The organism is Negadavirga shengliensis (genome assembly GCF_042652345.1).
Classification (GTDB): domain Bacteria; phylum Bacteroidota; class Bacteroidia; order Cytophagales; family Cyclobacteriaceae; genus Negadavirga; species Negadavirga shengliensis.
In genome coordinates, this window is the sequence record NZ_JBHSJJ010000001.1 from 360903 (window position 1) to 384749 (window position 23847).

Below are 23847 nucleotides of genomic sequence, written 5' to 3' on the forward strand. Positions count from 1 at the left end.
ATGCAAATATAAAGGGGATAACGAATAATCTATCGTTTTTTACTGTTCAAATTCTTGTTTTAATATTTTAAATATCTCATCGATCGTCTCTTCTTCCAGCTCAGTCCTTCTCAAAAGGTCCTCCTTGGTCAATGCCAATACGCTTTTGGCGGTATCCAGGCCTGTTTTTTTGAGTTCATTGATCACCCACTCCTCTATTTCATCGGAAAATTCTGTCAGATCCACATCCTCTTCCTCTTCATAATCAGAGAGTTCACGGAACACGTCAATTTCATAACCAACCAACCTGCTGGCCAGTCGAATATTAAACCCCCCCTTGCCGATCGCCAATGATACCTGATCCGGTTTAAGAAAAACAGAGATCCTTTTTTCAATCTCATTTGCCTGGATCGAGGAAACCTTGGCTGGGCTAAGCGCCCTGGAAACATACAAATCGAGGTTATCCGTGTAGTTAATCACGTCGATGTTTTCATTCTGCAATTCACGCACGACAGCATGGATCCTGCTTCCCTTCATTCCCACACAAGCTCCCACCGGATCGATACGGTCATCATAGGATTCCACCGCCACTTTTGCCCTTTCACCCGGTTCGCGTACGATCTTCTTGATCGTGATCAAACCATCATAAACTTCCGGTACTTCATTTTCGAACAACCGCTCCAAAAAGATGGGAGAAGTTCTGGACAAGATGATTCTCGGGTTTCCGTTGATCATTTCCACTTTATGGACAATCGCCCTCACGGTATCTCCTTTTCTGAAACGGTCTTTGGGAATCTGCTCTGATTTTGGCATGATAAGCTCATTGCCCTCTGCATCCATCAACAGCGTTTCCCTTCCCAGAATCTGGTAAACTTCTGCAGTGACGATCTCACCCACAAGCTCCTCATATTGCTGGAAAAGAAGGTCTTTTTCCAGATCTTTGATGCGCTGTATCAGCGTTTGCCTGGCCATCATCACCGCTCTCCTGCCGAAATCCTCCAGTTCTATCCTTTCATAGGTTTCCTCCCCTATCTCAAAGTCAGGTTCGATTTTTCTGGCTTCAGTAAGACTGATCTTGTCGTGATCCCAAATATCCTCGGAATTGTCATCCACAATTTCCCTTATCCGCACAATCTCAAGATCCCCTTTATCGGCATTGATGATCACATCGAAGTTTTCATCTGTTTCGTATTTTTTACGAATCATTGCCCTAAACACATCCTCCAGAATACGGATCATTGTCGGACGATCCACATTTTTTGATCTTGCAAACTCTGCAAATGATTCAATCAGAACTTTAGCATCCATATTTTTATTTGAAAGAGACTAACACTATTGATTTTTTTATTTGTTCAAAAGCTACGCTGACTTCCTCTTCAGCAGCTTTCTTTCCTTTTTCCTTTTTTTTGACCAACAACACGATTTCCGTCTGGCCCACTTTGGCCAATTTTCCTTCAAGCTCCTTTCCGTCCTGAAGGTGCACCCTCATACTCCTGCCGACATTTTTCTGATACTGTCTTCTTGAACCCAGAGGATAATCCAACCCGGGGGAAGAAACCTCCATCACGTAAGCGCCGTCTATCAGTTGTTTAGCTTCCAGCTCCTCCCCCACCGCCCGGCTCACCGCAGCGCAACTCTCAATATTGACGCCCTGATCTCCGTCAATCAGGATGTTCAGCACTTTTTTAGGACCCTTGTCCTTGATTTGAATCTCCACGATAAAATGGGAATCATCCGGGAGATGCTTTTCCACAATTTCCTCGATCGTCTGCTTCAAATTCATATCTTTATTTTCTTCTTACCAGCACCCTCGTCAAACTTTACTAATTTTGTCCATAACGAAAGAGGGGACTGCTTGTCCCCTCTTGAATCATTAACTTATACAATCACAAAGGTAATAAAATTATTTTCCTAAAAAAAATATTGAAAGTTTGATAAATTTGCGACATGCTTTCAAAAAATTTAAAGATTTATAATACCCTATCCAGACAAAAAGAACTTTTCGAACCCCTTCGCCCTCCACACGTCGGCATGTATGTATGCGGACCCACAGTGTATGGTGACGCCCATCTGGGCCATGCACGTGCTGCAGTCACCTTTGACGTCGTCTACCGGTACCTTTCTTTTATAGGCTATAAGGTAAGATATGTCAGAAACATTACTGATGTTGGCCATCTAGAGGCCGATTCTGATGATGGTGAGGACAAAATTGCCAAAAAGGCCAAACTGGAACAGTTAGAGCCCATGGAGGTGGCCCAGCAGTTTGCAGAATCCTATCATAGGGATATGGACCTGCTCAACACGCTAAAGCCGAGCATAGAACCCCGTGCCACTGGGCATATTCCCGAACAGATCAAGCTTGTGGAAAGCATTCTGAAAGAGGGGCTCGCGTATGAAGTCAATGGCAGCGTGTATTTCGACGTCCTGAAATACAACGAAAAGAAAAAATACGGCAGGCTGTCCGGCCGTGTGATCGAGGAACTGATGAGCGGGAGCAGAGAGCTGGATGGACAGTCTGAAAAAAGGAATCCCTTGGACTTTGCCCTTTGGAAAAAAGCTTCGCCGGAACATCTTATGAAATGGGATTCTCCTTGGAGCGTGGGTTTCCCGGGTTGGCACCTGGAATGCACCGCCATGAGCGGCAAATACCTGGGAGACCATTTTGACATCCATGGCGGCGGGATGGACCTGATGTTCCCCCACCACGAATGTGAGATTGCCCAAGGCAATGCCTGCAACCATATAGATCCTGCCAAATACTGGATGCATAACAATATGATTACCATCAACGGGCAAAAAATGGGGAAGTCGCTGGGCAACTTCATCACCTTGCAGCAACTCTTTCACGGAGACCATGAAAAGCTTGAGCAAGCGTACAGCCCGATGACCATCCGTTATTTTATCCTGACCGCGCACTATAGATCCACGCTTGATTTTTCCAATCAGGCGCTCCAGGCGGCCCAGAAAGGGTATAAAAAACTGATCAACGGATACCGGATTGCAAAAAGACTGCAGTATACAGAAGACCCTGAAATAGCCGTACAGCCTGACCAGGTGGATCAGGTGAACAAAAGCATAGAAGCCGCTTTGGGGTCTATGGATGATGATTTCAACACCGCCCAAGCCATCGGCCATCTCTTTAACCTGCTAAAAAAGATCAACAGTCTCTATACAGGACAATTGAACCCCGCCGTTTTCGGTAAGGAAACCTTTGATAAAATGATCCAAACCTATGTGAGGTTCCTGGACGGGATTCTTGGGCTGACCGAAGAAAAAACAAGTAATCAGGACCAGTTGCTGGAAATCATATTGAACATTTATTCAAAAGCCAAAACAGCCAGGGATTATAAAAAAGTGGATGAAATCCGTGCCGCGCTGAAGGCCATGGGGATCATCGTTAAAGACATGAAGCATCAAATTGACTGGGCATATGAGGAATAAACTATGGCTGTGGGCCTTTCTTTATCTATTCTGGGCATGCGGCGACAGGCCTGCTTCAGAAAGGATAGACCGCCAGTCTGAAGAGAAAACTTACAAGCCGGTACCCGCTTTCAGTTCGGATTCCGCTTTTGCTTTCATTCAGAAACAGGTCGATTTTGGCCCCCGGGTTCCCAATACACCTTCCCACAGGCTTACTGCTAACTGGTTAGTGGAAACCCTGGAAGGGTTTGGCTGGCAGGTAGAAACCCAGGAGTTCACCGCAAAAGCCTACGATGGAAAAGTCCTTGAACTGACCAACATCATCGCTTCCCATAACCCGGAGGCGAGCAAGAGAATCCTGCTGGCAGCCCACTGGGATACCCGCAGAATGGCCGATAAAGACACGGAGAGGATAGATCAACCCATTGACGGCGCCAATGACGGCGGCAGCGGCGTGGGTATACTGTTGGAGATTGCGAGAATACTCGCCTCAGATGCGCTGCAACCCGATGTGGGGGTGGACATTATTCTGTTTGACGGCGAAGATGACGGCGAACCGGAATACAGGAGACAACGGGACCATTCGCAGATATGGTGGTGCCTGGGCTCACAGCACTGGTCCAAGACCCCCCATAGAAGTGGTTACACCGCCTATTTTGGCATATTGCTGGATATGGTAGGCGGCAAAGGTGCCAGGTTTTATAAGGAAGGTTATTCGGTGCAGTATGCCAAAAACGTCGTGGATAAGGTATGGAAATATGCCCATGATTTGGGCCATAGCGATTTCTTCCCCATGCGAAGGGCGGAAGCCATTACCGATGACCACCTTTTTGTAAACGAAAACGCCAATATTCCCATGATCAATATCATTGAATACAGCCCGGATTATGGGTTTGGCCATTACCATCATACCCATGCCGATAATATGGAACTGATCGACCGAAAAACGTTACAGGTCGTCGGGGAAACGGTGCTTTTTACAATTTATCAGGAATGAGCTGACATCCTGAATTCAAGCTACCTATATCCGGAATCTAAAATCCTTAAAAATGATCCATCAACTGATACAGCAGAAATTCAAAGAAATTTACCATACGAATCCCCTGATCATCCGCTCTCCGGGAAGGATCAATCTGATCGGTGAACATACCGACTATAATGATGGGTTTGTGTTACCGGCGGCCATAGATAAATCCATCTACCTGGGTTTCGCTAAAAACGGCAGCAATACCTGTAGGGTCTACAGTATGGATTATGAGGAAGGGCAAGCTTTTGACCTGGGATCCCTGACCCCACGTTCCGGCTGGATCAATTTTATTATGGGCGTCACAGACCAACTGGTAAAAAAAGGATATGCCGTAGAAGGATTCGATTGTGTATTTGGAGGGGATATCCCTATTGGTGCCGGTCTTTCTTCTTCGGCCGCCCTCGAAAACGGCGTGGGCATGGGACTATCCGCGGTGTTTGAATTAAACATCGATAAGCTGGAATTGGTGAATATTTCCCAGATGGCGGAACATGAATTTGCAGGTGTCAAATGTGGAATCATGGATATGTTTGCTTCCATGATGGGCAAACAAGGCCAGGCCATCCGATTGGATTGCAGAAGCTTGGACTATGAGTATGTTCCTGTCAACCTGGGTGACTACCAATTACTGCTCTGTGATACCCAGGTGGCGCACTCTCTGGCCGATTCGGCTTACAATACCCGGAGAGAGGAGTGCCAAACCGGTGTGGAAATCATCAAAAAAAATTATCCTGAGGTGAAAAACCTGCGGGATGTAGAACCATTCATGCTGGAGGCATTAAAACCTGAGTTTCCCGGCAAAGTATATGACCGATGCCATTATGTGATTTCCGAAAATGAAAGACTCCTGAAAAGCTGCCTTGCGCTGGAAAGCGGAAACCTGACGGACCTCGGCAAATGGCTGTACGCATCTCATCATGGCCTTTCCACCCAATATGAAGTCAGTTGCGAGGAATTGGATTTTTTGGTGGAAAAAACCTTGGACATGCCTTATGTGCTGGGCGCCAGGATGATGGGCGGGGGATTCGGAGGCTGCACGCTCAACCTGCTGGAAAAATCCCAAAAAGAACATTTTGTGGAAAATATGACCTGGGCTTATGCGGAAAAATTCAACCAGCCCCTGAAAACATATGAGGTCCGCATAGAAAACGGCACAGAAAAAATATCATTATGAAATTTTTTAACCTTTCCCCGGTTTAAACCATAATCTTTCCTTTAAAAAACATTATCTTTTCGATCGTTTTTTGTCCATTATACAATTCCCAAAAAAGATGAAAAAAATTTTATGTTTAGGACTGCTGATTTTACTGGCAGCCGCTGCCCGGGCGGAGCTAAAGCTCCCCAAAGTATTTGCTGACCACATGGTATTACAACGTGAACTTGATATTCCCATTTGGGGCTGGGCGGAACCCAGGGAAGCCGTTACCATTGAATTTCAGGACAAACGATACAGGACAAGGGCCGATAAAGAAGGCAAATGGACATTGAAGCTTGCGCCTTCGGCAGCCGGCGGGCCTTATGAACTCACTGTGAGTACCAAAGGCACATCCCTGGTTTTCCGTGATGTGCTTGTCGGGGATGTATGGCTTTTAGGGGGGCAGTCCAACATGGAATGGGCCTTGAAAAACACCAATCACGGGGAGGACAGCATAAAAGTGGCGGATTTCCCGCAGATACGGTTGTTTGAAGTGGGTAGGAACATGAGCTTAAGTCCCATGGATGATGTACCAGAGGCAACCTGGTCCTTGTGCAGTCCCGAAGCGGTGGCCAACTTCTCCGCCATCGGATACTACTTCGGAAAAAACATCCATCGTGACCTGGATGTTCCGGTTGGCCTGTTGGATATCAACTGGGGAGGGACCGTCTCCGAGGCATGGACCAGCCCGGATGCTCTATTGACCCACGCCGACTTCAGCGAAAAGGTCAAAAACAACCAAACCAACGGCCCAAAGGATTTTTCCAACCCGGATGACAGAAAACCCAACAGCTGGCCCACCAGCCTGTATTTTGGCATGCTGGAACCTGTGATTCCTTTTGCCATCAAGGGTGCACTTTGGTATCAGGGGGAATCCAACGCGGGCAGGGCTTATCAGTACAGGGAGATATTTCCGCTGATGATTGCGGATTGGAGAAAACAATGGGGGCAGGGAGATTTTCCCTTTCTTTGGGTGCAACTGGCCAACTACAAGCAGCCCAAGGAAAAGCCGGAAGACAGCGACTGGGCAGAGTTGAGAGAAGCCCAGACGATGGCTTTGGCATTGCCCCATACCGCGCAAGCCGTGATCATTGACAGAGGGGAGGCCGGGGACATCCACCCGCGCGACAAATGGACAGTAGGGGAACGATTGGCCTTAGCTGCCAAAAAAATAGCATACGGGATGGATGTGGTCTATAGCGGCCCCACTTATAAATCCATGACCACCGAAGGAGACAAAATCAGGATCAGTTTCGACCACCTGGGCAGCGGCTTGGTGGTGAAGGATAAATACGGTTACGTAAAAGGTTTTTCAGTGGCGGGCAACGATAAGGTCTTCCATTGGGTAAAAGGATATCAGGATGGCAACGATATCATCCTGTCGATTGGTGAAATCACCAATCCCGTTGCCGTGCGGTATGGTTGGGCAGACAATCCCGATGATCTCAATGTATACAATAAAGAAGGGCTTCCGGCCAACCCGTTTCGTACAGACGACTGGCAGGGGATTACTTTTGGAAAAAAATAACACCTATTGCTGAATACACAACAGGCCCCGGGCTTAAATCGCCCGGAGCCTGACCTTCACTAAAACAGCATTCTAAAATCATTCGGTGCTCAATTGAATCTGAAGGAGGAGCTCCCGGTCTACAGCGATCAGGCCTCCCATCCGCTTCGGCGGTTCCAAACCAAGTTGGTCGAATTGTAATTTTAAACTGCCTTTTAGTACCTCATTTTCGTAATCCAGTTCGAAATCTTTGAATTCAAAAGTCTTTCCTGCAAGGTTGACATCAAGGTCACATCTCAGGCCCCTGATTCCCGGAGAAATGTTGCGAACCCTCACCCAAGCTTTGGGGTAAACTTCGGCCTGAAGTGTCTTCTTAAAGTCACGGTTGAGCAGGAAGTTCCCGCAGGAAAATTTTCCTACGGGAATTTCAAAATCCATCTTGCCTCCATTGCCTATAGCGAGTGTGTCTTTGATGCCTTTGGCACAATAATCACAGCTGAAGGTCCCAATGGATGTGTTGCCTTTGACTATGATCTGTTTCTCATGGACTACCAAATGCACGTTTCTGTTTTCCGCAGATGACGCCATCAGAAAGTAAACCGCTAAAAACCAGACCTGTAACATGGATTTGTTTTTTTAGAATCCTATAACCCCTTCTATCATGAGGCCGTTGAATTTGCCTCCGTTCCGGATATCCAATCCTGGAAAGTCCTGATATTTTTGATTGACGTACTCCACTTTCGCAAGGACATTTTTAGTAATAAACCATCCCCCGCCTACTTGTACCCTGTTGATGGAAGCGTCCACGTCCGCAGTAAGCTCCCCGCTGACTTGGTTGTACCTGGCAGCCATATAATACTTATCCTGCGCTCCAAATCTATAAAGCAAATCCGCGCCCACTTGATTCCATTTCCTGTCCACGGTCTCGTTGGCAGCTTTGCCCTTCGATTGCTCCAGGTTTCCGAAAAACTCCAGGGCACCTACTTTAACGAACGGGTTCAGCACAAAAGCGGTCACATTATCTCTCTGGCCGGGGTTAAACCTTCCTGAGGTGAAATTTCCGGCCGTAGTGGCCAGTGTGTTTTCCATCACCAGGTAATACCTTGAACCTGCGCGGTCTCCGCCCCATAGGGTGTTGCTGACAGAGCCGGAAGTGGTGTAAACTGATCCGGTAAGACGGACCCGCACATCATCGGCTACATATTTATCATAACCCAGTTTACCGATAAAAGTCGGCTTTCTTCTTCCCGGATTGGTGATCCCTCCCTGGATTTCACCGCCGGTTACCGAGGCTACAGCGAGCAACCCTTCGTGTTGGTAAATCACCTCACCTCCGATTTCGGTGGTAAAGGCATCCATGATGTAATTGCCTACAAAGGGGTTGTAAAATGCATTGCCGTTGTCTGACCTTCTGAAGTGGGCATCACCATAATTGATCTCCATATGACCTACTTTGATGGTCACCCGTTCCATGATTTGGTCGAAGACTTCGCTGTTCAGGAATTTCAGCTTGTCGAACTGCAGGTAACCTCCCTTCACCCAGGACTCAGGGTGATGGCGGGAAGACAGATAAGTGACCAGGTTCAGCCTGATTCCATCAGCCAAAGCCACATCCAGGTTTAAATTGGCGGTGGCCAGGTTAAAGCCTGAGCCGATATCCATTAGCTGATTGAGGTTAACTCCCCCCTCATTGAACCGGGCAGTGGCTGAATTGCTGTGGCTCAAAGATTGGAACTGTTGGGCGAAAGCACCGCCCACGCGGACTTTGATTCCGTCAAAAGCTACTGTATCCGCTTTTCCGGTTTCAAAAACGTTGATCCCCCTTTGATCATAAGGTCTCCAAAATTGCATGTCGGATTGGAGCGTCTGTCCGGTAAGGGACTGGGATATGATCAACAATAAGCTTAAACAAATAATTAAAGGTTTCATAATTTTAAATTGATAGAGTGGAAATTTGTTTCATGTTTATTTGGCTGCAAAACTGGCTTGAAATGACAAATTGATATCATCACCCGTTTTGATGGTTCCCAACATTGCTGTGGGTGGGTTTATTCCAAAATCAGATAATTTGCAGGAATATACCCCGTTGAATACAAAGGCATTATTTTCTTTCTTTACCTTAACAGGAAATTCCGTATCGACACTTTTTCCCGCGATGGTCAGTTTGCCTTTGGCTAGGATTTCATTGCCTGTTACCTCTAAATTGCTTGCCTCATACTGAATATCAGGATGGGATTTGGTTTTCAAGGCACCATAGGCATTTTTATCCAACCCATTGGTGCCGCTCTTTAGACTCTCCGCCGGTAACCGGAGTTGGATGTGGTTTACTTTTTTCAATGATCCGTTTTCTGTCACCATTACTGCTTTTCCCTCCGCCTGGCTGGATGTCATCTTCCAATCATGAAGGGTAGAAGTCCCGCTTACCACCATCTCCGTATTCCCGTTAAGTACAAAATTTGACTGGGCAAGTATGGGCTGAAACAGTAACAAGAAGAAAAATAACGTGCTGATTTTTAGAGTTAAATTAATCATGGCTGTAATAATTTGTTGACAGATCAAAGGTAGTTCTGGACCTTCTCAACAAACATGACGGAAATCAGTATTTAAGATGATTTGCAATTACCCTCGCCTTTGAGAATTTGCAGATTCTCTTGAAAAAAGTGCGTTGAGAGCCATTAAAAGCGATTTTCAAGGCATGATCTGTCATTATGAAAGATCATCATCCGCCCACCTCTACCAAGACCAAAAAAGTCAAAAACGGATGCTTTGGGTTGTAAAAGTGACACAGGTTGAAAAGTACCTCCAATTCTTCGGTGAGAAAAGAAAACTCACATGATAGACCATCCAAATCTATTGACAAAAAAGCGGGGAGCAATCTCCCTGCTTTTTTGTTCAGGCAGATGCCTTTAAAATATCTCCGGCAAAGCGAAGGTGCCGGTATCCTCGCACGCCTTCAGGGCATTTTCTTCCCACTCACTTATGGCGTCACCCCTTTCCTGGAAGATTTGCTCCAGTTCCGCTTCCCTCTCAGCTCTCAGTTCATCGATTTGCCCCAATTCCTTCTCATAAAAATACCTGTTCAGGTTCAGGGCCGTGAGGTACCAGGCATCGAACTGTTTGCGGATATAATAGGCATAGAGCACGCTGAGATGGTTAAGTTGATCCCGGATTTCACAGGTATCTATATTTGCTGCCTTGTGGGCAAGGGCCAGTCCCTTTTCTATCAACACGCTTACCAGCGCCAATCTTTCCCCGTACAACTCGTTGATCAACAGGTTCCTCTGCTGAAACCGCCCGTCGGCTTTGTCATACGCATTGAGGAAATCTGTGAATATGGCCTCCAAGCCCTGTTCACGAAATTCGCTGTTGCCTTTTCTCATACCATCCGCATAAAAGTAAACCATGCCCTCGCAGGAATCATCAAATTCCATAGCTGTCATCTTCCTTAAAGAGGCTTCCATTTGCGCTTTTCTGCTCATTTCTCTATCCAAGGTGAGATTGTCCAAAGCTATCTCAGGTAGTTCCGGCAAATGCAGACCCAGCTCCTCCGTCTCCAATAATCCCACCAAAAATGCCTCAAACAAAGGATCCAGCGCTGTATCGCGGTCAAGGATTTCCCTGAGCAAATGCCAGTCAATGTTTACCAATAGCTCAGCAACACCGGGGCCTGCCTGCCCCGCTTTCTCTTTGATCATCTGCCAAGCCGCCGAAGACATCGGGGTGATTTCCAGCTTTTCCGCATCCCATATTTTTTCCATCAGCGTTATGGAAAAGTCAGGAATAAAAAGACTGTCATAATCCGGGTCCGTAAAGACCGGATCCGTCAATTCAAATGGCTTCAATCCGGAAGCCCAATGTTCCACATCAAAATCCGGCAAAGGTTCTTGCATCTCTGCCGTTTCTTCCTGAATACATCCGGTAAGGGCTAAAAACAAACCAGAAATGAAGTAAAAGGCTTTACTCCACCTAAAGGGGTTGGTGTACATTTTTCTCATGTAGGATTGGTATTTGGTTAGTAAAGATAAATTTCTGGCTTTTTGTTAGGGAAAAAGGTGACCCCGCTGCACCATTCTTGACCGGCAAAACTGCCCGTGTCAAAAAACTTTTTCCGCACCGGATAATAATACCCACAAGTATCAACTATCGCTTTTATGATCCTTTAAAACCCAGTTAAAAGTAAATAAGGCTTTTGGCAATTACAATACCTTTTGAATAAATTATTCAAATAAAACGCTTTTTATTAAATGTTAAATACAAATAAATATATTTTAATGGATAAAATAAGGCAACATGGTCCCCAGATACCTTCATTGTATTTTACATAAGGGATGACATTGAATAGAAAGGGGAGGGGTAAAAAATATAAAAATAAAAGTAACGGGAGACCTGTTCAACCATATTCAAAAGAAGAGGCCACACCCAGCTCAACTGCAACCACAAGTAATTCCCTATCCCCAACGGAATTTGACACAAATACCGAAAATCGGATCACTATGATTCCCTGGGATTTGTCGGTCAAAATCCCGCCGCTTTGTCTACAGGATTAATCAGGGGCAGGCCATGGTAATAACGCCGTACATTTTCTACAAATACCTTTTGACTCCTGACATGCGAATATTGGGACCTTCCAGAGATGTGTGATGTCACGATGACATTGGGGTATTTCCAAAGCGCATGGTCTGCGGGCAAAGGCTCCGGATCCGTTACATCCAAACCTGCCCCTGCCAATTTACCTTCGTCCAAAGCCCTCATCAGGTCCCTGGTGTTGGTTACCTTTCCCCTGGAGATGTTGATAAAATAGGCATCTTCCGGTAATTTTTTGAACACTTCCCAATCAAACATCCCTTCTGTTTTGCGGGTGTGGGGTACGGCAGACACCAGGATATTGGCTTGCTCAAGAACTTTATCCAAGCCACCGAAATTCATGTCGTACAGCTCATCAACCATATTTCCCGTCGTTTCCTGGGTTAAAGGCCTGATATCGGCAGCCACCACTTTCAAATCCATGGCTTTGGCCCTGCGGGCGATTTCCCTGCCTATTCCCCCAAAGCCTACGATCCCCATGGTAAGGTCCCTCATTTCCACCTGCCTGTCCACTCCTTTCCAGCGGCTGGAGGTCATGTTCAGCGACTGTTCTTTGATCCCCCGGGTCAAGGAAAACAGCAATCCAAAAGTATGTTCAGCAATGGCTGGCCCGTAGCAACCCTTTGCATTGGTAAGCATGATTTCATCCCTGTGTATCATTTCCGGATAAAGGTAGTTTTCCACGCCCGCCGACATGCTGTGCACCCATTTCATATTGCCGGCCTTTTTGAGGTCTGCTTCGTTGATGAATCCAAAACAGGCCTCTATCTCAGGAAGAAAACTTGCTTTCTCAGCATTTCCTGCCGCTTTGACGAGTATGATTTCATTCGAAATGCTGCGAACCTGCTGTTCCAGGTCCGGATCCAAGCCAGAAGAGAGCCAGATCCTAAGCGGGCCCTCGCGTCTTTTTGTGTGGTCGGAAGCAACAGCTTCACCGCCATAGGCAAAGGCACTGCCAGCGGGAAGCATTGACCCCGCACTTATGAGCAAGCCGTTTTGTGCCATTGTTTTTAGAAATTTCCTCCTGTTTCCTGTAAGGCTTCGGTTTTTCATAATCAGTTGGGTTTTATCCTGTTAATTTTTCGAGATGATTAAATTTAACCAAAAGCCACGGGGATAGGAAGGGAAAATACTTGAAATTCATTATTTTAGGATTTTAGGCATATTGAAAAAATGAACCAATGAACCCACATCAAAGATTTCAAAACCAGGTAGCCGTAATCACAGGGGCTGCCGATGGCATAGGCAAGGGGATTGCCGAAAGGCTGGGCGCGGAAGGCGCATCACTGGCATTATGGGATATCCGGGACAAAAAGCTCTTGGACCTGCAGACACAATGGGAGGAAAAAGGATGGAAAGTGAAAGCTTATAAAGTGGACATTTCCGACGAAAGGGCAGTGGAAGAAGGTTATCGGCAGGTCATCAATGATTTTGGCCAGTTGGATATGGTCGCCAACTCCGCGGGAATCGTAGGTCCCACCCAAATCAAAATCACCGATTATCCCACGGAGGAGTTTGATCAGATTTACCGGGTCAATTTAAGGGGATCTTTTTTGGTTTCGAAGTATGCCTTAAAATGGATGGAGGGAACCAGATATGGAAGGATTCTGCTCATCGCCTCCATTGCCGGCAAGGAAGGCAATCCCAACATGGTGGGCTACTCCGCCACCAAGGCCGGAGTAATCGGCTTGGTCAAAGCGCTGGGAAAGGAGTATGCCGACAAAGGAATCACCATCAACGGTTTGGCACCGGCCGTCATCCGAACGCCGATGAATGAAGATACGGGCCCGGAGCAACTGGCTTACATGACTTCCAGGATCCCCATGCAGCGCCTGGGAACGGTAGAGGAAGCGGCATCTCTGGCAGCCTGGATACTTTCCAAAGAAGCCAGCTTCAATACAGGCTTTGTTTTTGACCTTTCGGGAGGAAGAGCAACCTATTAACCTGACTCGACGCTGTTATTGAAAATTTTAAACGGTGGCAAAATCCACATAGCGGGTGGAATTAGATTTTGGCGTGGTCTTTTTTGGGGAAACACTGACCCCAATATGGTCCGATCTAAACCGTCCTGATCTATAGCCGGTATATGCGACCAATCCTCTTAAGATGGATCGTCAGGATGCGGGACAGGCGGCTGTAAAAATCTCCTGATAAAAGTCAATGTATCTGTTTCGACCTCAAACATCCCCATATGAGCCGCATCGGGCAGTTCCAGGTATTCATCCACCACGACCTTATGTGCACTGCTGGCTTCTATGGGGATAGCGGGATCCAGCCTGCCGGCTATCAGAAATTTCTTTCCGGGAAATGCTTGCAACACATCCATGTGATCTTTCCTGTCCCGCATGGCTTTGGTATAGGCTATCAAGGTATCAACAGGGATTTTTAACCCTATATCAACAAGCCCATCTATCCGTGCCTTATGCTGCTCTAGCTGAGGGAACGCAAACAGTTGGGGAATAAAGGATTTCACAAACGGTTTTGTCCCGTTTTTCTCCAGAAAAGCGATGGTTTTGTTCCGGCTTTCTTTTTTTTCCTCACTGTCCGCAAAAGCTGTGGAATGAAATAAACCCAATGCATGCAGCTCATCACCTGCTTTTTTGGCCAAAGCAAGGGCCACATACCCTCCGAGAGAATGTCCGATGACGGTGGGTGACCGCAACCCGATGGCCTTCATCCAATCATAGAGCTTTGAGGCAATGTATTCCAGGTCGAAAGAAGTTTTGGGCAAGGGGCTTTCCCCGAAGCCGGGGAGATCCGGGCATACTACCCTATGGCTTCCCGAAAGCGCCTTCTGGAAGTCTGCCCAGATTTCCTTGGTCTCGCAAAACCCGTGGATCAACACCACTGGCCCGCCTTGGCCCATATCTGTATAAGCGATATCAAGCATATTTCATCAACAACTGTAACAATTTTCGGTCAAGTTTCTCTCCATACCAGTCTTCATATTCAATGTCTGTCCTGCCGGAGTTGAGAATTCCAAATGTCCCTGAGAATTCCCATAAACCAAATCCGATGCCATTCTCGTGTAAAATATCCAGTATGTCCCCGAACCAGGCCAGAAATACTGGATGGGGTGTCTTGTTATAGCAACCCAACTCCCCGCAGTGTACCCCCACTCCCTTGTGGAGCAATTCCACCCATGGCTCATAATGTTTTACCAGGTCCTCGCGGCTATAATAGCGTTCATTGTAGGTGCCGGGCCAGGTAGGTTCCGGCAGAATATCGGGGTCTGTATAAACCCAGGGAGCCTTGTGATGGGATATATGCATAGGGAAGTACCCTCTGCAGCTTTGGTGCAGATCAAGGTCTGCCAGTTCGGGTACCGCAATGCCTCCACCTCCGTTGCCGTCCGCTACCACCAGTCTCTTCTTGTTGACACTCTTTATGGTCTTCAAAGCTGCTTCGGCCACTTTTCTGTATTCTTCCACCGGGACAGGTCCTCCCGGCGAATGCTGGTTATTGGGATCTTCCCGCTTGTACGGTTCATTGACAAGATCAAAACTCAGCTTTTTGGAAGAAACATTTTTATAGCGCTTGGACCACATTTCCCAATGGGCACAGAAGGCGTCCAATGCTTCCTGGTCTTCCCAAAGGTTATAGGGTTCTTGAAAGCCTGCATTGATACAGAAACCGGGTGCGCGGTGTAAATTTAGGCTTACATGTAATCCATGTGTATGGCATTTGTCCACCAAATCGTCTATCTCCTCGAGTCGGCGTTCGTCAAACTGCAGCACCTCATCGGGGGTAATAGGTTTGGAACGGTCAAAATCCAGATAGCTGGGATAGGAAATGGGAATCCTGGCAAAGTTAAAGCCCCAATCCTCCATCCATTTGAAATATTCAGCCTTGTTTTTTCTCCCTTTGTCTGCTTCGGGATTAAAAAAATCAAGCAAATTAAACCCTCTCCATTTAGGGAGTTTATTTTTGGTTTTGTTGAGGCCCGCTGCCAAGGGCGGATTGCTTACACCCAGGCCCACACCTGCAGTGATCAAAGCGGTTTTTCTTAAAAAATCCCGCCTTTGGTTCATTTTAGGATTCATTTTAATCGGTTTATTAGGTTCTGATAATAACTGGAGGCATATCTGCTCCATAGTAAACCTTCCGGTTTATCCATGTCAAAATAAAAAATTATACCGTAAAAAAATCATCGAAAGGTAAAAGAAGGCATAAATCTGGTTTAACCGGCAAAATTATAGCAAAAATGCCTGTCGCTTATCGTTTGGCGTAGGTTATCCCCATCATTTCCCGGACGGCCTTAGCAATTCCTTCAGGATCAAAACCACATTCACGGTGAAGCTGTATCTGCTCGCCGTGTTCAATCACTTCATCCGGTATACCCAGCCTTTTCACCTCACTGTGGTAGCCATGGTCAACCATCCATTCCAATACGGCGCTGCCAAATCCTCCCATCAAACAGCCGTCTTCGACAGTGATTACTTTCTTGAATTTGCCAAAGATTTCATGCAACAAGGCTCCATCCAACGGCTTTACAAACCGCATATCGTAATGTGCCGGATTTAATCCCTCCGCTTTAAGCATTCCGGTGGCATCTTTGGCATAATTTCCAATATGGCCTATGGTCAGGATAGCCAGTTCCTCGCCCTCCTTGATGATCCTCCCTTGGCCAAGGGGAACCGCTCTCAGCTCTTTTTTCCAGTCCAACATCACACCTTGTCCTCTTGGATAACGGATGGAATACGGGCCTTCATATAAAGAGGCGGAATACATCAGGTTACGCAATTCCTCCTCATTCATCGGCGCACTGACTACCATGTTTGGGAGACACCTGAAAAAAGCGAGATCATACGCTCCATGATGAGTAGGGCCGTCTGCTCCTGCGAATCCGGCCCGGTCAAGACAAAAGACCACGGGCAAATCCTGCAGACAGACATCATGGATTACCTGATCATAGGCTCTCTGCATAAAGGTGCTGTATATGTTACAAAAGGGTTTGAGCCCCTGTGTCGCCAATCCAGCCGAAAATGTAACCGCATGCTGCTCCGCAATGCCCACGTCAAAAGACCGGTCAGGAAAGGCTTTCATCATGATATTCATAGAGGAGCCGGAAGGCATGGCGGGGGTGACGCCCACGATTTTCTCATTTTTTTTTGCTAATTCCACTAATGTATGGCCAAATACGTCTTGGTACTTGGGGGCTTGGGGACCTGTAGTGATTTTTTTGGCAATCTCTCCCGTGATTTTGTCAAATTTTCCGGGGGCATGCCATTTGGTCTGGTCCCTTTCGGCCGGCCCATATCCTTTTCCTTTTACAGTTACACAATGCAGGATTTTCGGTCCGGGAATGTCCTTCATGTCATTCAAAACCTCCACCAAATGGTTGACATCATGTCCGTCTATAGGTCCAAAATACCTAAGGTTAAGGGACTCGAAGAGGTTACTCTGTTTTAAGAGGGCGGATTTGATGGCACCTTCCACTTTAGAAACAACATCTTGCGCGCTAAAGCCGAATTTGCTGATTTTCCCCAAAAGATGCCAGACTTCATCCTTCACCTTATTATAGGTATGGGAAGTAGTAATATCGGTAAGATAATCCTTGAGAGCCCCCACATTGGGGTCTATGGACATGCAGTTATCGTTAAGGATAATCAGCAGGTTGGTATCTGATACACCGGCGTGGTTCATGGCTTCAAAAGCCATACCCCCTGTCAACGCACCGTCCCCGATCACCGCCACGTGCTGCCTGTGCTTTTCTCCCTTGTATTTTGAGGCCATGGCCATGCCCAAAGCCGCAGAAATGGAGGTGCTGGAATGTCCCACCCCAAAAGCATCGTATTCGCTTTCTTTTATTTTTGGAAAACCGGAAAGCCCCTTATAAACTCGGTTGGTATGAAATATTTCCCTTCTGCCTGTCAGGATTTTATGGCCATAAGCCTGATGACCCACATCCCATACCAGTTGATCATCAGGGGTCTTCAATACATAATGCAGCGCCACGGTCAACTCCACCACGCCAAGTCCAGCACCAAAATGTCCTCCATACACGGACACGTGGTCAATGATAAACTGCCTGAGTTCATCACAAATCTGAACCAGCTTATCCTTGTCAAACTTTCTCAAATCCTGCGGGTTCTGGATTTGCGCGAGCAGTTTTCCGGGTTCTATTTGCATTTGTATTTTATCTTTGTAAAAATTTATAACTCCTGACACGAAAGAATGTTTAATTATAGGAATAATTATTTAACATCCCATGGGCCAGCGAGGAATTTAATCGGTATCGGTATATATTTAACAAGATATATAATATCTTTGAATTCAATAAGAATCACAAAATTAGCAAAAAATTATAGTATCCAGTGAGTTTTGAAATCAAATTGCCTCTGTTTGAGGGACCATTTGACCTGATGCTGTTCTTTATAGAGCGGGATGAGCTTGATATCTATGATATTCCCATTTCCAAAATCACCAACGACTTCCTCGATTATATCCACCAATTGGAGAAAATGGAGATAGAGGTGGCAAGTGAATTTATCCTCTTTGCCGCCACACTGATGAAAATAAAATCCAAAATGCTGCTGCCCCGACCGGAACTCAATGAAGACGGAGTAGAGATAGATCCAAGGGAGGAGCTGATCCGGCATCTGCTGGAATATAAAAAGTATAAATCCGTATTAGGGACACTTGCGAATATGGAGGAAGAAAGAATGTCCAAATGGAACCGTGGCAATGTGGAGGAGGAACTCAAGGGACTGGCCAAAGCAGACAATGTAGATGCGGAAATGCAGGATCTGGACCTTTACAGATTGCTGAAGGTTTACCAAAAAGTATTGGCAAAATATGTGTCCAGAAGTGATGACACAAAACATACCGTCATACAGTATCCGTATACCATTGAGCAGCAAAAGGAACTGGTTTTGGATAAATTAAGGGATAAATCGAAAATTCCGTTTACGGATTTCATAGATTTGAAACCGGATAAAATTTTTATAGTGTATACATTTTTGGCCATTTTGGAATTATTACAGTTGGCGCTGGTTACCATAAGGATAGGGGAGGGGTTCAATAATTTTTGGGTTGAAAAATTAGAGGCAATACCAGTTCAAAACGTATGAAGTTAGACAATAAGAAGATTTTCGAAACCTTAAACCCCAATAAGGTTTGGGTGCCTGTTTTGATCGGACTGGGAATCGTATTCTTTATGTTCTACATGGACCCATCTATCAATGCCCGGACTTTACGGGGTGTATTTGATGCGTCCACACCGGCTTTGTTACTGGCCATTTTGTTTATTTTCCTTAGGGATGCCGGTTATATCTTTCGAATCAGGGAAGTGACCGACAAGCACCTTACCTGGGTGAGGGCCATCTATGTGATCATACTTTGGGAATTTGCGTCGGCTGTAACCCCTTCTATCGTAGGAGGGACCGCCGTGGCAGTATTTATCCTGCACAAGGAAGGCATAGAATTGGGCAAATCACTTGCCTATGTGATGCTGACGGCCATCATGGACAACCTTTTCTTTGTCATCGGGGCCCCAATCATCCTGTTTTTGGCCCAGGGACACATCTTTCCCGAAAGCCGTGTGCTCGAAATGCGCTTAGGTTCCAGTCTTCAGTACCTGTTTTGGGTAAGTTATTCCCTTTATACCTTTTATTCGCTGCTGATGGCCGGAGCGCTGTTTTACAGGCCCAGGGTCTTCAAGTGGATTTTGTTGAAAATTTTTTCCATTCAGTGGTTCCGGAAGTGGAAATATCAGGCTCACGTCTATGGAGACCAGATCATAGATGCCAGCAAAAAACTCAAGGGTAAGGGTTTCAAATATTGGTTCATTATTATCCTGTCCACCGTATTCATATGGTCTTCCCGGTACTGGATGCTCAATGCGCTGATCTCCGCCTATGAAGATCTGGATGTCTTTGAACATATTGTCATTTTTGCCAGGCAGATCATCATGTGGATCGTGATGATGATCAGCCCTACACCGGGCAGCAGCGGTACAGCCGAATTTTTCTTCGCACAGTTTTTTAATGAATTTCTCGGCGGTTACACTTTCGTCACCAGTATTTTATGGCGTATGCTTTCCTATTATCCTTACCTGATTCTAGGCGCCATTTTCTTACCAAAATGGATAAGAGAAGTATTTTTTATAAAGAAAAAATCAAAAAAATAATATCCATGTAGCTATTAATAAGACTTTTTTTATTATTTATAATAAATATTCATCATCTATTGTAGCATTTTATATTTTTCATTCGTAGAGATGGGAAACCTATTTGTTTAACCCAAAATATCATTGTTATGAAAAGTTTAATTTTGGTTTTAGCTTTTGTGTTTTCATTGGGACTTTCTGGTGAAATGGCAAATCCAAGCGTAGAAAAGGATGTCACCGGTGACTGCATTGATCCGGAGAAAATAGACCCCAATGCACCATGCCCGATGATTTACGATCCTGTCTGCGGATGTGACGGCGTCACGTATGCCAACGAGTGCATCGCTGAAAACTCCGGCGTGACGAAGTGGGTAAAAGGAGAATGTGAATGATCCATTTCCCCGGAAAAGGCCACCATATCTGCTTCTACGGCAACTAGGTAGGCATGGTGGCCCTTTTCCTGATCCTATAAATCTGCAAATCCCTGGAAAAATTGTAGCACGCTACCAATTTTACCCGTCTAGGATAAAATTTCATTTTCATCCAAAAAACAGGCGCCATGAAAAAAACAGTATTGGCATTTGTGGTCTCTCTGATGCTGGGATTTCAATGCGAGGATTTTCAGCCCAGGGGACCGGTTACAGTGGATTGCATTGACCCCGAAAAGGCCAACCCGGCAGCCATCTGCACCATGGATTACCGGCCGGTATGCGGCTGTGACGGCAAAACCTACAGCAATGCCTGCGTCGCCGGAGCTTCAGGCCTTAAAAGCTGGACAGAAGGTGAGTGTGACCAAGACAGTTAATCAGAAGCCCGTTGGTGGGTTTCCAAAACAGTTATCTTTACCCGGATGTAACATGGGATGGTTTCGGGATTGATAAGAGGGAATTATACATTAAAAATATTAACCATACAGCATTAATTAACGAAAAATACCCCGAAAAATATAAAACCGTCCTATTACGTAATAAAATAAATGCCAATCATTACCAAAAAAATGTTCGTTTTTTCTTATAATATTGCTGCAAAATATATTTTTTTTCTTTAAAAACAGAATTTTTGTTTTATTTGCCCAAGTAAAAGAAATATAGCGCGTCTTTTGGCACCCACTTGCTTGACAGGATATCACATGACCTTGTGCGGGTCAGCAAGCCGGCTATACTTCATTATGCCATTTCATTATAAAATTATTATGAAAAAAATATACATGCTTTTTATGGTATTGGGGATCGGGGGACTGTTCAACGCCGTCATGGCCCAAAACCCTCTCAGAGACAACTATGCCAATTTACGGGGTATACACCCTGCTGATTTCAGAAATGCTTACTTAAGATTTGGCATCAACAATTTCCCGGGTACACTTTCCCCTTCTGAATCTGTAGCGGCGAATATAGAGGGCGGGAATATCGGTGCCTCCACAGGTTTCATGGTAGAAGTCGGCAGACATTTTTATTTTAACTATAAAAGCCACATGCCAGTGCGGTACGGTCTGGATTGGACGATGATTTCCTTTTCCTATAATCAACTGGACTGGTCCCATTACGCGAGAGAACGAAACAATGCCTTAAGTGACGAGCAAAAATTTGATGCCTTTTCATTTACGGGCAGATTAGGTCCGGCGGCCACAATAGCCCTCACGGATGACATCATTTTGGACACAAGGGTTCAAGTGGCCTTCGGGTTACATTCACTTGGCATCTATTATTTTGATGCCGATGATGACGAATATTTTTCTTTTGGATATGAAAGTGGAGAACCGTTTGAATCACCGTCCGCCCTCTATTTTAATCCGAATTTTGGTCTAAGTTTAAGGTACAGGGCAGTTGGGTTGGCCTTTGATTACAGTCCGCAGAAAATTGGATACGATTATACATCCAACGAGGGTTCCGGAAGAATGGATTTTCGCTTACAAAACCTGCAGGTGAAAGTGCACCTCGCATTTTGATTCATAAAGTTGTTCATTCACTGTCCAACACCAATACCCAATCATGTCCTTTTCCTCCCGAAGTGGGTGGGGTTACGGTGATGCTCCCGGATTTTTCCGCAGTAGTACCATCTGTATATAAGTTCCCTGTTCTGGGATCGTACCAGGAAAGCTTTATCCGGCTGCCTGACAAATGGCTCAAGTCCAGGTCCACCGCCTTTCCAGTAGGAAAATACACCATGGCATAGGTTCCCGCACTGTCCTTGGTGGCGATGACATAATGCTGATCATCTTCCTGTACAGTCCTAACCATCTCCTGGGCAGGTACCCGTGTGAGGAAGGGTCTCGACAGCATCAGGTTTTTCAAATGGATGACCTGGCTGGCCATGGGCAAGTCCAGGGCTACTTTCCAGGGTCTGAGCGGCATATTGATAGGCTTCCTCTCGTTGGTGTACATCTGCCACACCGCATGACAGCCATAGGTTTGCCCAAATGCCCCGGCAAAAACGTTCCAATACATAATCCTCCGGATATCATCCGGTACACTATGCCCCAGTTCCTTTGCATTAAAACAATTGGGATGGTCCTCATACAGTGGTTCTCCGTCTAAAGTAGGCTTGGTGGGCTTCAGGTTGTAGTCATGACTTATTATCTTATAGGTAGGTTGATTGGGACAGTGACCCGTCTGGTGCATATTAAAATCCAGCCATTCATCCTGGTGAAACCAATTGCTGGAGCCCCCGGGCTTAGCAGGCTGGGGATGAAAGGTCATTAACCCCTTCTCAAGCCCTCCGATACCCTCTCCTATGCCGGCCGCCAGTTGACGCCATATGGTGACATCGTCGCTGTTCTCTCTGGGATTACGGTCACCCCCTATCACCCAGATGATGTTGGTTCTGTTCTTGTACCGGTCGCCCATCCATTTACCGAATTCCTTTGCATTCTCAGGATTGAATATTTCAGGTCCCTCTCCCCAGTTGTTTTTGAAAACCTTGTCTCCCCAGGTGGGAAGCAGGGCGATGTATATTCCTTTTTCCGCCGCTTTGTCCAATACATAATCTATATGTTCAAAATAAGCGGGGTTTGGCCGGGCAGGATCGTTTTCCACCAGTGGCCTTTCACCATAAGCATTCGGGGTGTTGAGACCGTCAATTTCAGCCAAAGCCACTGCCTGCACTACATTGAAGCCCTGTTCCGCTCTTTTATCCAAATAATAACCCACCTCATCCCTATCGCAACGGTGAAAGAGCTCCCAGGCGGTATCCGCGAGCCAAAAGAAAGGTTTTCCCTCTTCTGTCACCAGAAACCTCTGGTTGTCGGAAACTTTAAGCCGGGGGAGTTGGGCAAAAACAGGGCTTCCGGCCAACATGGCCAAAAAGAAAAAAGACAGAATCGTGGGATATGTTTTCATATGATTATAATTTTTTCTTAATAGGCCATATAGCCTGCCCCGAACTTGTTTCGGGGGAATCTCGCATGTTTTATAATCATCCCAGTTTGTGACGATCCCGTCATGCTTGATTTCATCTTATTTAAACAATGGTTTTTGGGTGATATTTTTTTCTGTCTAAAAATAAGGAAATAATCTCCATATTAAAAAGTCAGGAAACCAAACCGGTCCGCCCGGGGTGATATCCGGTGCGGACAGGAAAATCTCAGCGTATTTTTTCAAACTCATTGAAAAAGAACCGGCCTTCTATGGCAGCATTCTCATTGGAATCAGAGCCATGCACGGCATTCGCCTCTATGGATTTGGCAAAAAGTTTTCTGATGGTTCCTTCGGCGGCCTCAGCGGGGTTGGTCGCACCGATGAGTTTCCTGAAATCCTCCACGGCGTTTTCTTTTTCAAGAATGGCCGCGATGATCGGACCTGATGACATATACGCACAGAGATCCTTATAAAACGGTCTTTCTTTATGCACTTCATAAAATTTTCCGGCAAGTTCGGGGGTAAGCCTGGTAGATTTGAGTGAAATGATTTTAAAACCTGCCTCTTCCATCATCTTCAAAATTGCCCCTGAATGGCCTGCACCGAAAGCATCAGGCTTAATCATAGTAAATGTTCTGTTGGTCGCCATATCAATTTGGTAATTAGTTATAG

General features: G+C 45.9%; 22 protein-coding genes. 10 read left to right on the forward strand and 12 right to left on the reverse strand.

Going from position 1 to position 23847, the window contains the following annotated elements; genetic code table 11:
- Window positions 1–39 precede the first annotated feature (39 nt).
- On the reverse strand, window positions 40–1287 hold the full coding sequence (gene nusA / locus ACFPFU_RS01445) for a transcription termination factor NusA (RefSeq protein ID WP_377060771.1): 1248 nt from the start codon (window positions 1285–1287) through the stop codon (window positions 40–42).
- Between the two features lie 4 nt (window positions 1288–1291).
- Window positions 1292–1762 carry a ribosome maturation factor RimP gene (locus tag ACFPFU_RS01450; RefSeq protein WP_377060773.1) on the reverse strand — a complete coding sequence of 157 codons (471 nt, stop codon included), beginning with the start codon at window positions 1760–1762 and terminating at the stop codon, window positions 1292–1294.
- 164 nt (window positions 1763–1926) lie between these two features.
- Between ACFPFU_RS01450 and cysS the strand changes: the two genes are divergently transcribed.
- The 4 genes from cysS (at window position 1927) to ACFPFU_RS01470 (ending at window position 7149) form a co-directional block, all read left to right on the forward strand.
- On the forward strand, window positions 1927–3420 hold the full coding sequence (gene cysS, locus ACFPFU_RS01455; protein WP_377060775.1) for a cysteine--tRNA ligase: 1494 nt from the start codon (window positions 1927–1929) through the stop codon (window positions 3418–3420).
- Window positions 3410–4396, forward strand: coding sequence for a M28 family peptidase (locus ACFPFU_RS01460; RefSeq protein ID WP_377060777.1), 987 nt, complete (start codon window positions 3410–3412; stop codon window positions 4394–4396). Before cysS ends, ACFPFU_RS01460 begins: the two co-directional genes overlap by 11 nt.
- Window positions 4397–4448: 52 nt before the next feature.
- Entirely contained in the window at window positions 4449–5600 is a 1152-nt protein-coding gene (gene galK, locus ACFPFU_RS01465) for a galactokinase (protein ID WP_377060779.1), read from the forward strand.
- Window positions 5601–5697: 97 nt separating this feature from the next.
- On the forward strand, window positions 5698–7149 hold the full coding sequence (locus tag ACFPFU_RS01470; protein WP_377060781.1) for a sialate O-acetylesterase: 1452 nt from the start codon (window positions 5698–5700) through the stop codon (window positions 7147–7149).
- Window positions 7150–7227: 78 nt separating this feature from the next.
- Here the strand turns inward: ACFPFU_RS01470 and ACFPFU_RS01475 are convergent, their stop codons facing one another.
- The 5 genes from ACFPFU_RS01475 to ACFPFU_RS01495 form a co-directional block, all read right to left on the reverse strand.
- Window positions 7228–7752: a hypothetical protein gene (locus ACFPFU_RS01475; RefSeq protein WP_377060783.1), complete on the reverse strand. Its 525-nt coding sequence runs from the start codon at window positions 7750–7752 to the stop codon at window positions 7228–7230.
- 12 nt (window positions 7753–7764) lie between these two features.
- The gene (locus ACFPFU_RS01480) at window positions 7765–9057 is read right to left on the reverse strand and encodes a hypothetical protein (protein WP_377060785.1); all 1293 of its coding nucleotides are present in this window, start codon (window positions 9055–9057) and stop codon (window positions 7765–7767) included.
- A 36-nt stretch (window positions 9058–9093) separates the two neighbouring features.
- Window positions 9094–9660 carry a YceI family protein gene (locus ACFPFU_RS01485; protein ID WP_377060787.1) on the reverse strand — a complete coding sequence of 189 codons (567 nt, stop codon included), beginning with the start codon at window positions 9658–9660 and terminating at the stop codon, window positions 9094–9096.
- Window positions 9661–10034: 374 nt separating this feature from the next.
- Window positions 10035–11123 (reverse strand): hypothetical protein, encoded by a 1089-nt coding sequence (locus tag ACFPFU_RS01490; protein WP_377060789.1) that lies wholly within the window; start codon window positions 11121–11123, stop codon window positions 10035–10037.
- A 520-nt stretch (window positions 11124–11643) separates the two neighbouring features.
- The gene (locus tag ACFPFU_RS01495) at window positions 11644–12765 is read right to left on the reverse strand and encodes a D-2-hydroxyacid dehydrogenase (protein WP_377060790.1); all 1122 of its coding nucleotides are present in this window, start codon (window positions 12763–12765) and stop codon (window positions 11644–11646) included.
- Between the two features lie 128 nt (window positions 12766–12893).
- On the opposite strand from ACFPFU_RS01495, the gene ACFPFU_RS01500 reads away from it, so the two are divergent.
- Window positions 12894–13655 carry an SDR family NAD(P)-dependent oxidoreductase gene (locus tag ACFPFU_RS01500; protein ID WP_377060792.1) on the forward strand — a complete coding sequence of 254 codons (762 nt, stop codon included), beginning with the start codon at window positions 12894–12896 and terminating at the stop codon, window positions 13653–13655.
- Window positions 13656–13813: 158 nt separating this feature from the next.
- On the opposite strand, the gene ACFPFU_RS01505 is transcribed toward ACFPFU_RS01500, so the two are convergent.
- From ACFPFU_RS01505 to dxs, 3 genes are all read right to left on the reverse strand, one after another.
- Complete coding sequence (locus ACFPFU_RS01505) at window positions 13814–14602, reverse strand: alpha/beta fold hydrolase (protein ID WP_377060794.1); 789 nt, start codon at window positions 14600–14602, stop codon at window positions 13814–13816.
- Window positions 14595–15743, reverse strand: coding sequence for a glycoside hydrolase family 5 protein (locus tag ACFPFU_RS01510; protein WP_377060796.1), 1149 nt, complete (start codon window positions 15741–15743; stop codon window positions 14595–14597). Before ACFPFU_RS01510 ends, ACFPFU_RS01505 begins: the two co-directional genes overlap by 8 nt.
- A 184-nt stretch (window positions 15744–15927) precedes the next feature.
- The gene (dxs, locus tag ACFPFU_RS01515; RefSeq protein WP_377060797.1) at window positions 15928–17844 is read right to left on the reverse strand and encodes a 1-deoxy-D-xylulose-5-phosphate synthase; all 1917 of its coding nucleotides are present in this window, start codon (window positions 17842–17844) and stop codon (window positions 15928–15930) included.
- A 185-nt stretch (window positions 17845–18029) separates the two neighbouring features.
- On the opposite strand from dxs, the gene ACFPFU_RS01520 reads away from it, so the two are divergent.
- The 5 genes from ACFPFU_RS01520 (at window position 18030) to ACFPFU_RS01540 (ending at window position 21767) form a co-directional block, all read left to right on the forward strand.
- Window positions 18030–18785 carry a segregation and condensation protein A gene (locus ACFPFU_RS01520; protein ID WP_377060799.1) on the forward strand — a complete coding sequence of 252 codons (756 nt, stop codon included), beginning with the start codon at window positions 18030–18032 and terminating at the stop codon, window positions 18783–18785.
- Window positions 18782–19843 (forward strand): lysylphosphatidylglycerol synthase transmembrane domain-containing protein, encoded by a 1062-nt coding sequence (locus ACFPFU_RS01525; protein WP_377060801.1) that lies wholly within the window; start codon window positions 18782–18784, stop codon window positions 19841–19843. Before ACFPFU_RS01520 ends, ACFPFU_RS01525 begins: the two co-directional genes overlap by 4 nt.
- A gap of 128 nt (window positions 19844–19971) precedes the next feature.
- Entirely contained in the window at window positions 19972–20214 is a 243-nt protein-coding gene (locus ACFPFU_RS01530) for a Kazal-type serine protease inhibitor domain-containing protein (RefSeq protein ID WP_377060803.1), read from the forward strand.
- A 167-nt stretch (window positions 20215–20381) separates the two neighbouring features.
- Window positions 20382–20627: a Kazal-type serine protease inhibitor domain-containing protein gene (locus ACFPFU_RS01535; RefSeq protein ID WP_377060805.1), complete on the forward strand. Its 246-nt coding sequence runs from the start codon at window positions 20382–20384 to the stop codon at window positions 20625–20627.
- 387 nt (window positions 20628–21014) lie between these two features.
- Window positions 21015–21767: a hypothetical protein gene (locus ACFPFU_RS01540; RefSeq protein WP_377060807.1), complete on the forward strand. Its 753-nt coding sequence runs from the start codon at window positions 21015–21017 to the stop codon at window positions 21765–21767.
- Between the two features lie 13 nt (window positions 21768–21780).
- On the opposite strand, the gene ACFPFU_RS01545 is transcribed toward ACFPFU_RS01540, so the two are convergent.
- Window positions 21781–23157: a glycoside hydrolase family 140 protein gene (locus tag ACFPFU_RS01545; protein WP_377060809.1), complete on the reverse strand. Its 1377-nt coding sequence runs from the start codon at window positions 23155–23157 to the stop codon at window positions 21781–21783.
- Window positions 23158–23401: 244 nt separating this feature from the next.
- The gene (locus tag ACFPFU_RS01550; protein ID WP_377060811.1) at window positions 23402–23824 is read right to left on the reverse strand and encodes a nucleoside-diphosphate kinase; all 423 of its coding nucleotides are present in this window, start codon (window positions 23822–23824) and stop codon (window positions 23402–23404) included.
- Window positions 23825–23847: the final 23 nt, after the last annotated feature.

What these genes read in the sequence shown, in the direction of transcription:
- nusA (WP_377060771.1), bottom strand. Translation starts at nt 1,287, where the DNA reads ATGGATGCTAAAGTTCTGATTGAATCATTTGCAGAGTTTGCAAGATCA.
- ACFPFU_RS01450 (WP_377060773.1), bottom strand. Translation starts at nt 1,762, where the DNA reads ATGAATTTGAAGCAGACGATCGAGGAAATTGTGGAAAAGCATCTCCCG.
- cysS (WP_377060775.1), top strand. Translation starts at nt 1,927, where the DNA reads ATGCTTTCAAAAAATTTAAAGATTTATAATACCCTATCCAGACAAAAA.
- ACFPFU_RS01460 (WP_377060777.1), top strand. Translation starts at nt 3,410, where the DNA reads ATGAGGAATAAACTATGGCTGTGGGCCTTTCTTTATCTATTCTGGGCA.
- galK (WP_377060779.1), top strand. Translation starts at nt 4,449, where the DNA reads ATGATCCATCAACTGATACAGCAGAAATTCAAAGAAATTTACCATACG.
- ACFPFU_RS01470 (WP_377060781.1), top strand. Translation starts at nt 5,698, where the DNA reads ATGAAAAAAATTTTATGTTTAGGACTGCTGATTTTACTGGCAGCCGCT.
- ACFPFU_RS01475 (WP_377060783.1), bottom strand. Translation starts at nt 7,752, where the DNA reads ATGTTACAGGTCTGGTTTTTAGCGGTTTACTTTCTGATGGCGTCATCT.
- ACFPFU_RS01480 (WP_377060785.1), bottom strand. Translation starts at nt 9,057, where the DNA reads ATGAAACCTTTAATTATTTGTTTAAGCTTATTGTTGATCATATCCCAG.
- ACFPFU_RS01485 (WP_377060787.1), bottom strand. Translation starts at nt 9,660, where the DNA reads ATGATTAATTTAACTCTAAAAATCAGCACGTTATTTTTCTTCTTGTTA.
- ACFPFU_RS01490 (WP_377060789.1), bottom strand. Translation starts at nt 11,123, where the DNA reads ATGAGAAAAATGTACACCAACCCCTTTAGGTGGAGTAAAGCCTTTTAC.
- ACFPFU_RS01495 (WP_377060790.1), bottom strand. Translation starts at nt 12,765, where the DNA reads ATGAAAAACCGAAGCCTTACAGGAAACAGGAGGAAATTTCTAAAAACA.
- ACFPFU_RS01500 (WP_377060792.1), top strand. Translation starts at nt 12,894, where the DNA reads ATGAACCCACATCAAAGATTTCAAAACCAGGTAGCCGTAATCACAGGG.
- ACFPFU_RS01505 (WP_377060794.1), bottom strand. Translation starts at nt 14,602, where the DNA reads ATGCTTGATATCGCTTATACAGATATGGGCCAAGGCGGGCCAGTGGTG.
- ACFPFU_RS01510 (WP_377060796.1), bottom strand. Translation starts at nt 15,743, where the DNA reads ATGAACCAAAGGCGGGATTTTTTAAGAAAAACCGCTTTGATCACTGCA.
- dxs (WP_377060797.1), bottom strand. Translation starts at nt 17,844, where the DNA reads ATGCAAATAGAACCCGGAAAACTGCTCGCGCAAATCCAGAACCCGCAG.
- ACFPFU_RS01525 (WP_377060801.1), top strand. Translation starts at nt 18,782, where the DNA reads ATGAAGTTAGACAATAAGAAGATTTTCGAAACCTTAAACCCCAATAAG.
- ACFPFU_RS01530 (WP_377060803.1), top strand. Translation starts at nt 19,972, where the DNA reads ATGAAAAGTTTAATTTTGGTTTTAGCTTTTGTGTTTTCATTGGGACTT.
- ACFPFU_RS01535 (WP_377060805.1), top strand. Translation starts at nt 20,382, where the DNA reads ATGAAAAAAACAGTATTGGCATTTGTGGTCTCTCTGATGCTGGGATTT.
- ACFPFU_RS01540 (WP_377060807.1), top strand. Translation starts at nt 21,015, where the DNA reads ATGAAAAAAATATACATGCTTTTTATGGTATTGGGGATCGGGGGACTG.
- ACFPFU_RS01545 (WP_377060809.1), bottom strand. Translation starts at nt 23,157, where the DNA reads ATGAAAACATATCCCACGATTCTGTCTTTTTTCTTTTTGGCCATGTTG.
- ACFPFU_RS01550 (WP_377060811.1), bottom strand. Translation starts at nt 23,824, where the DNA reads ATGGCGACCAACAGAACATTTACTATGATTAAGCCTGATGCTTTCGGT.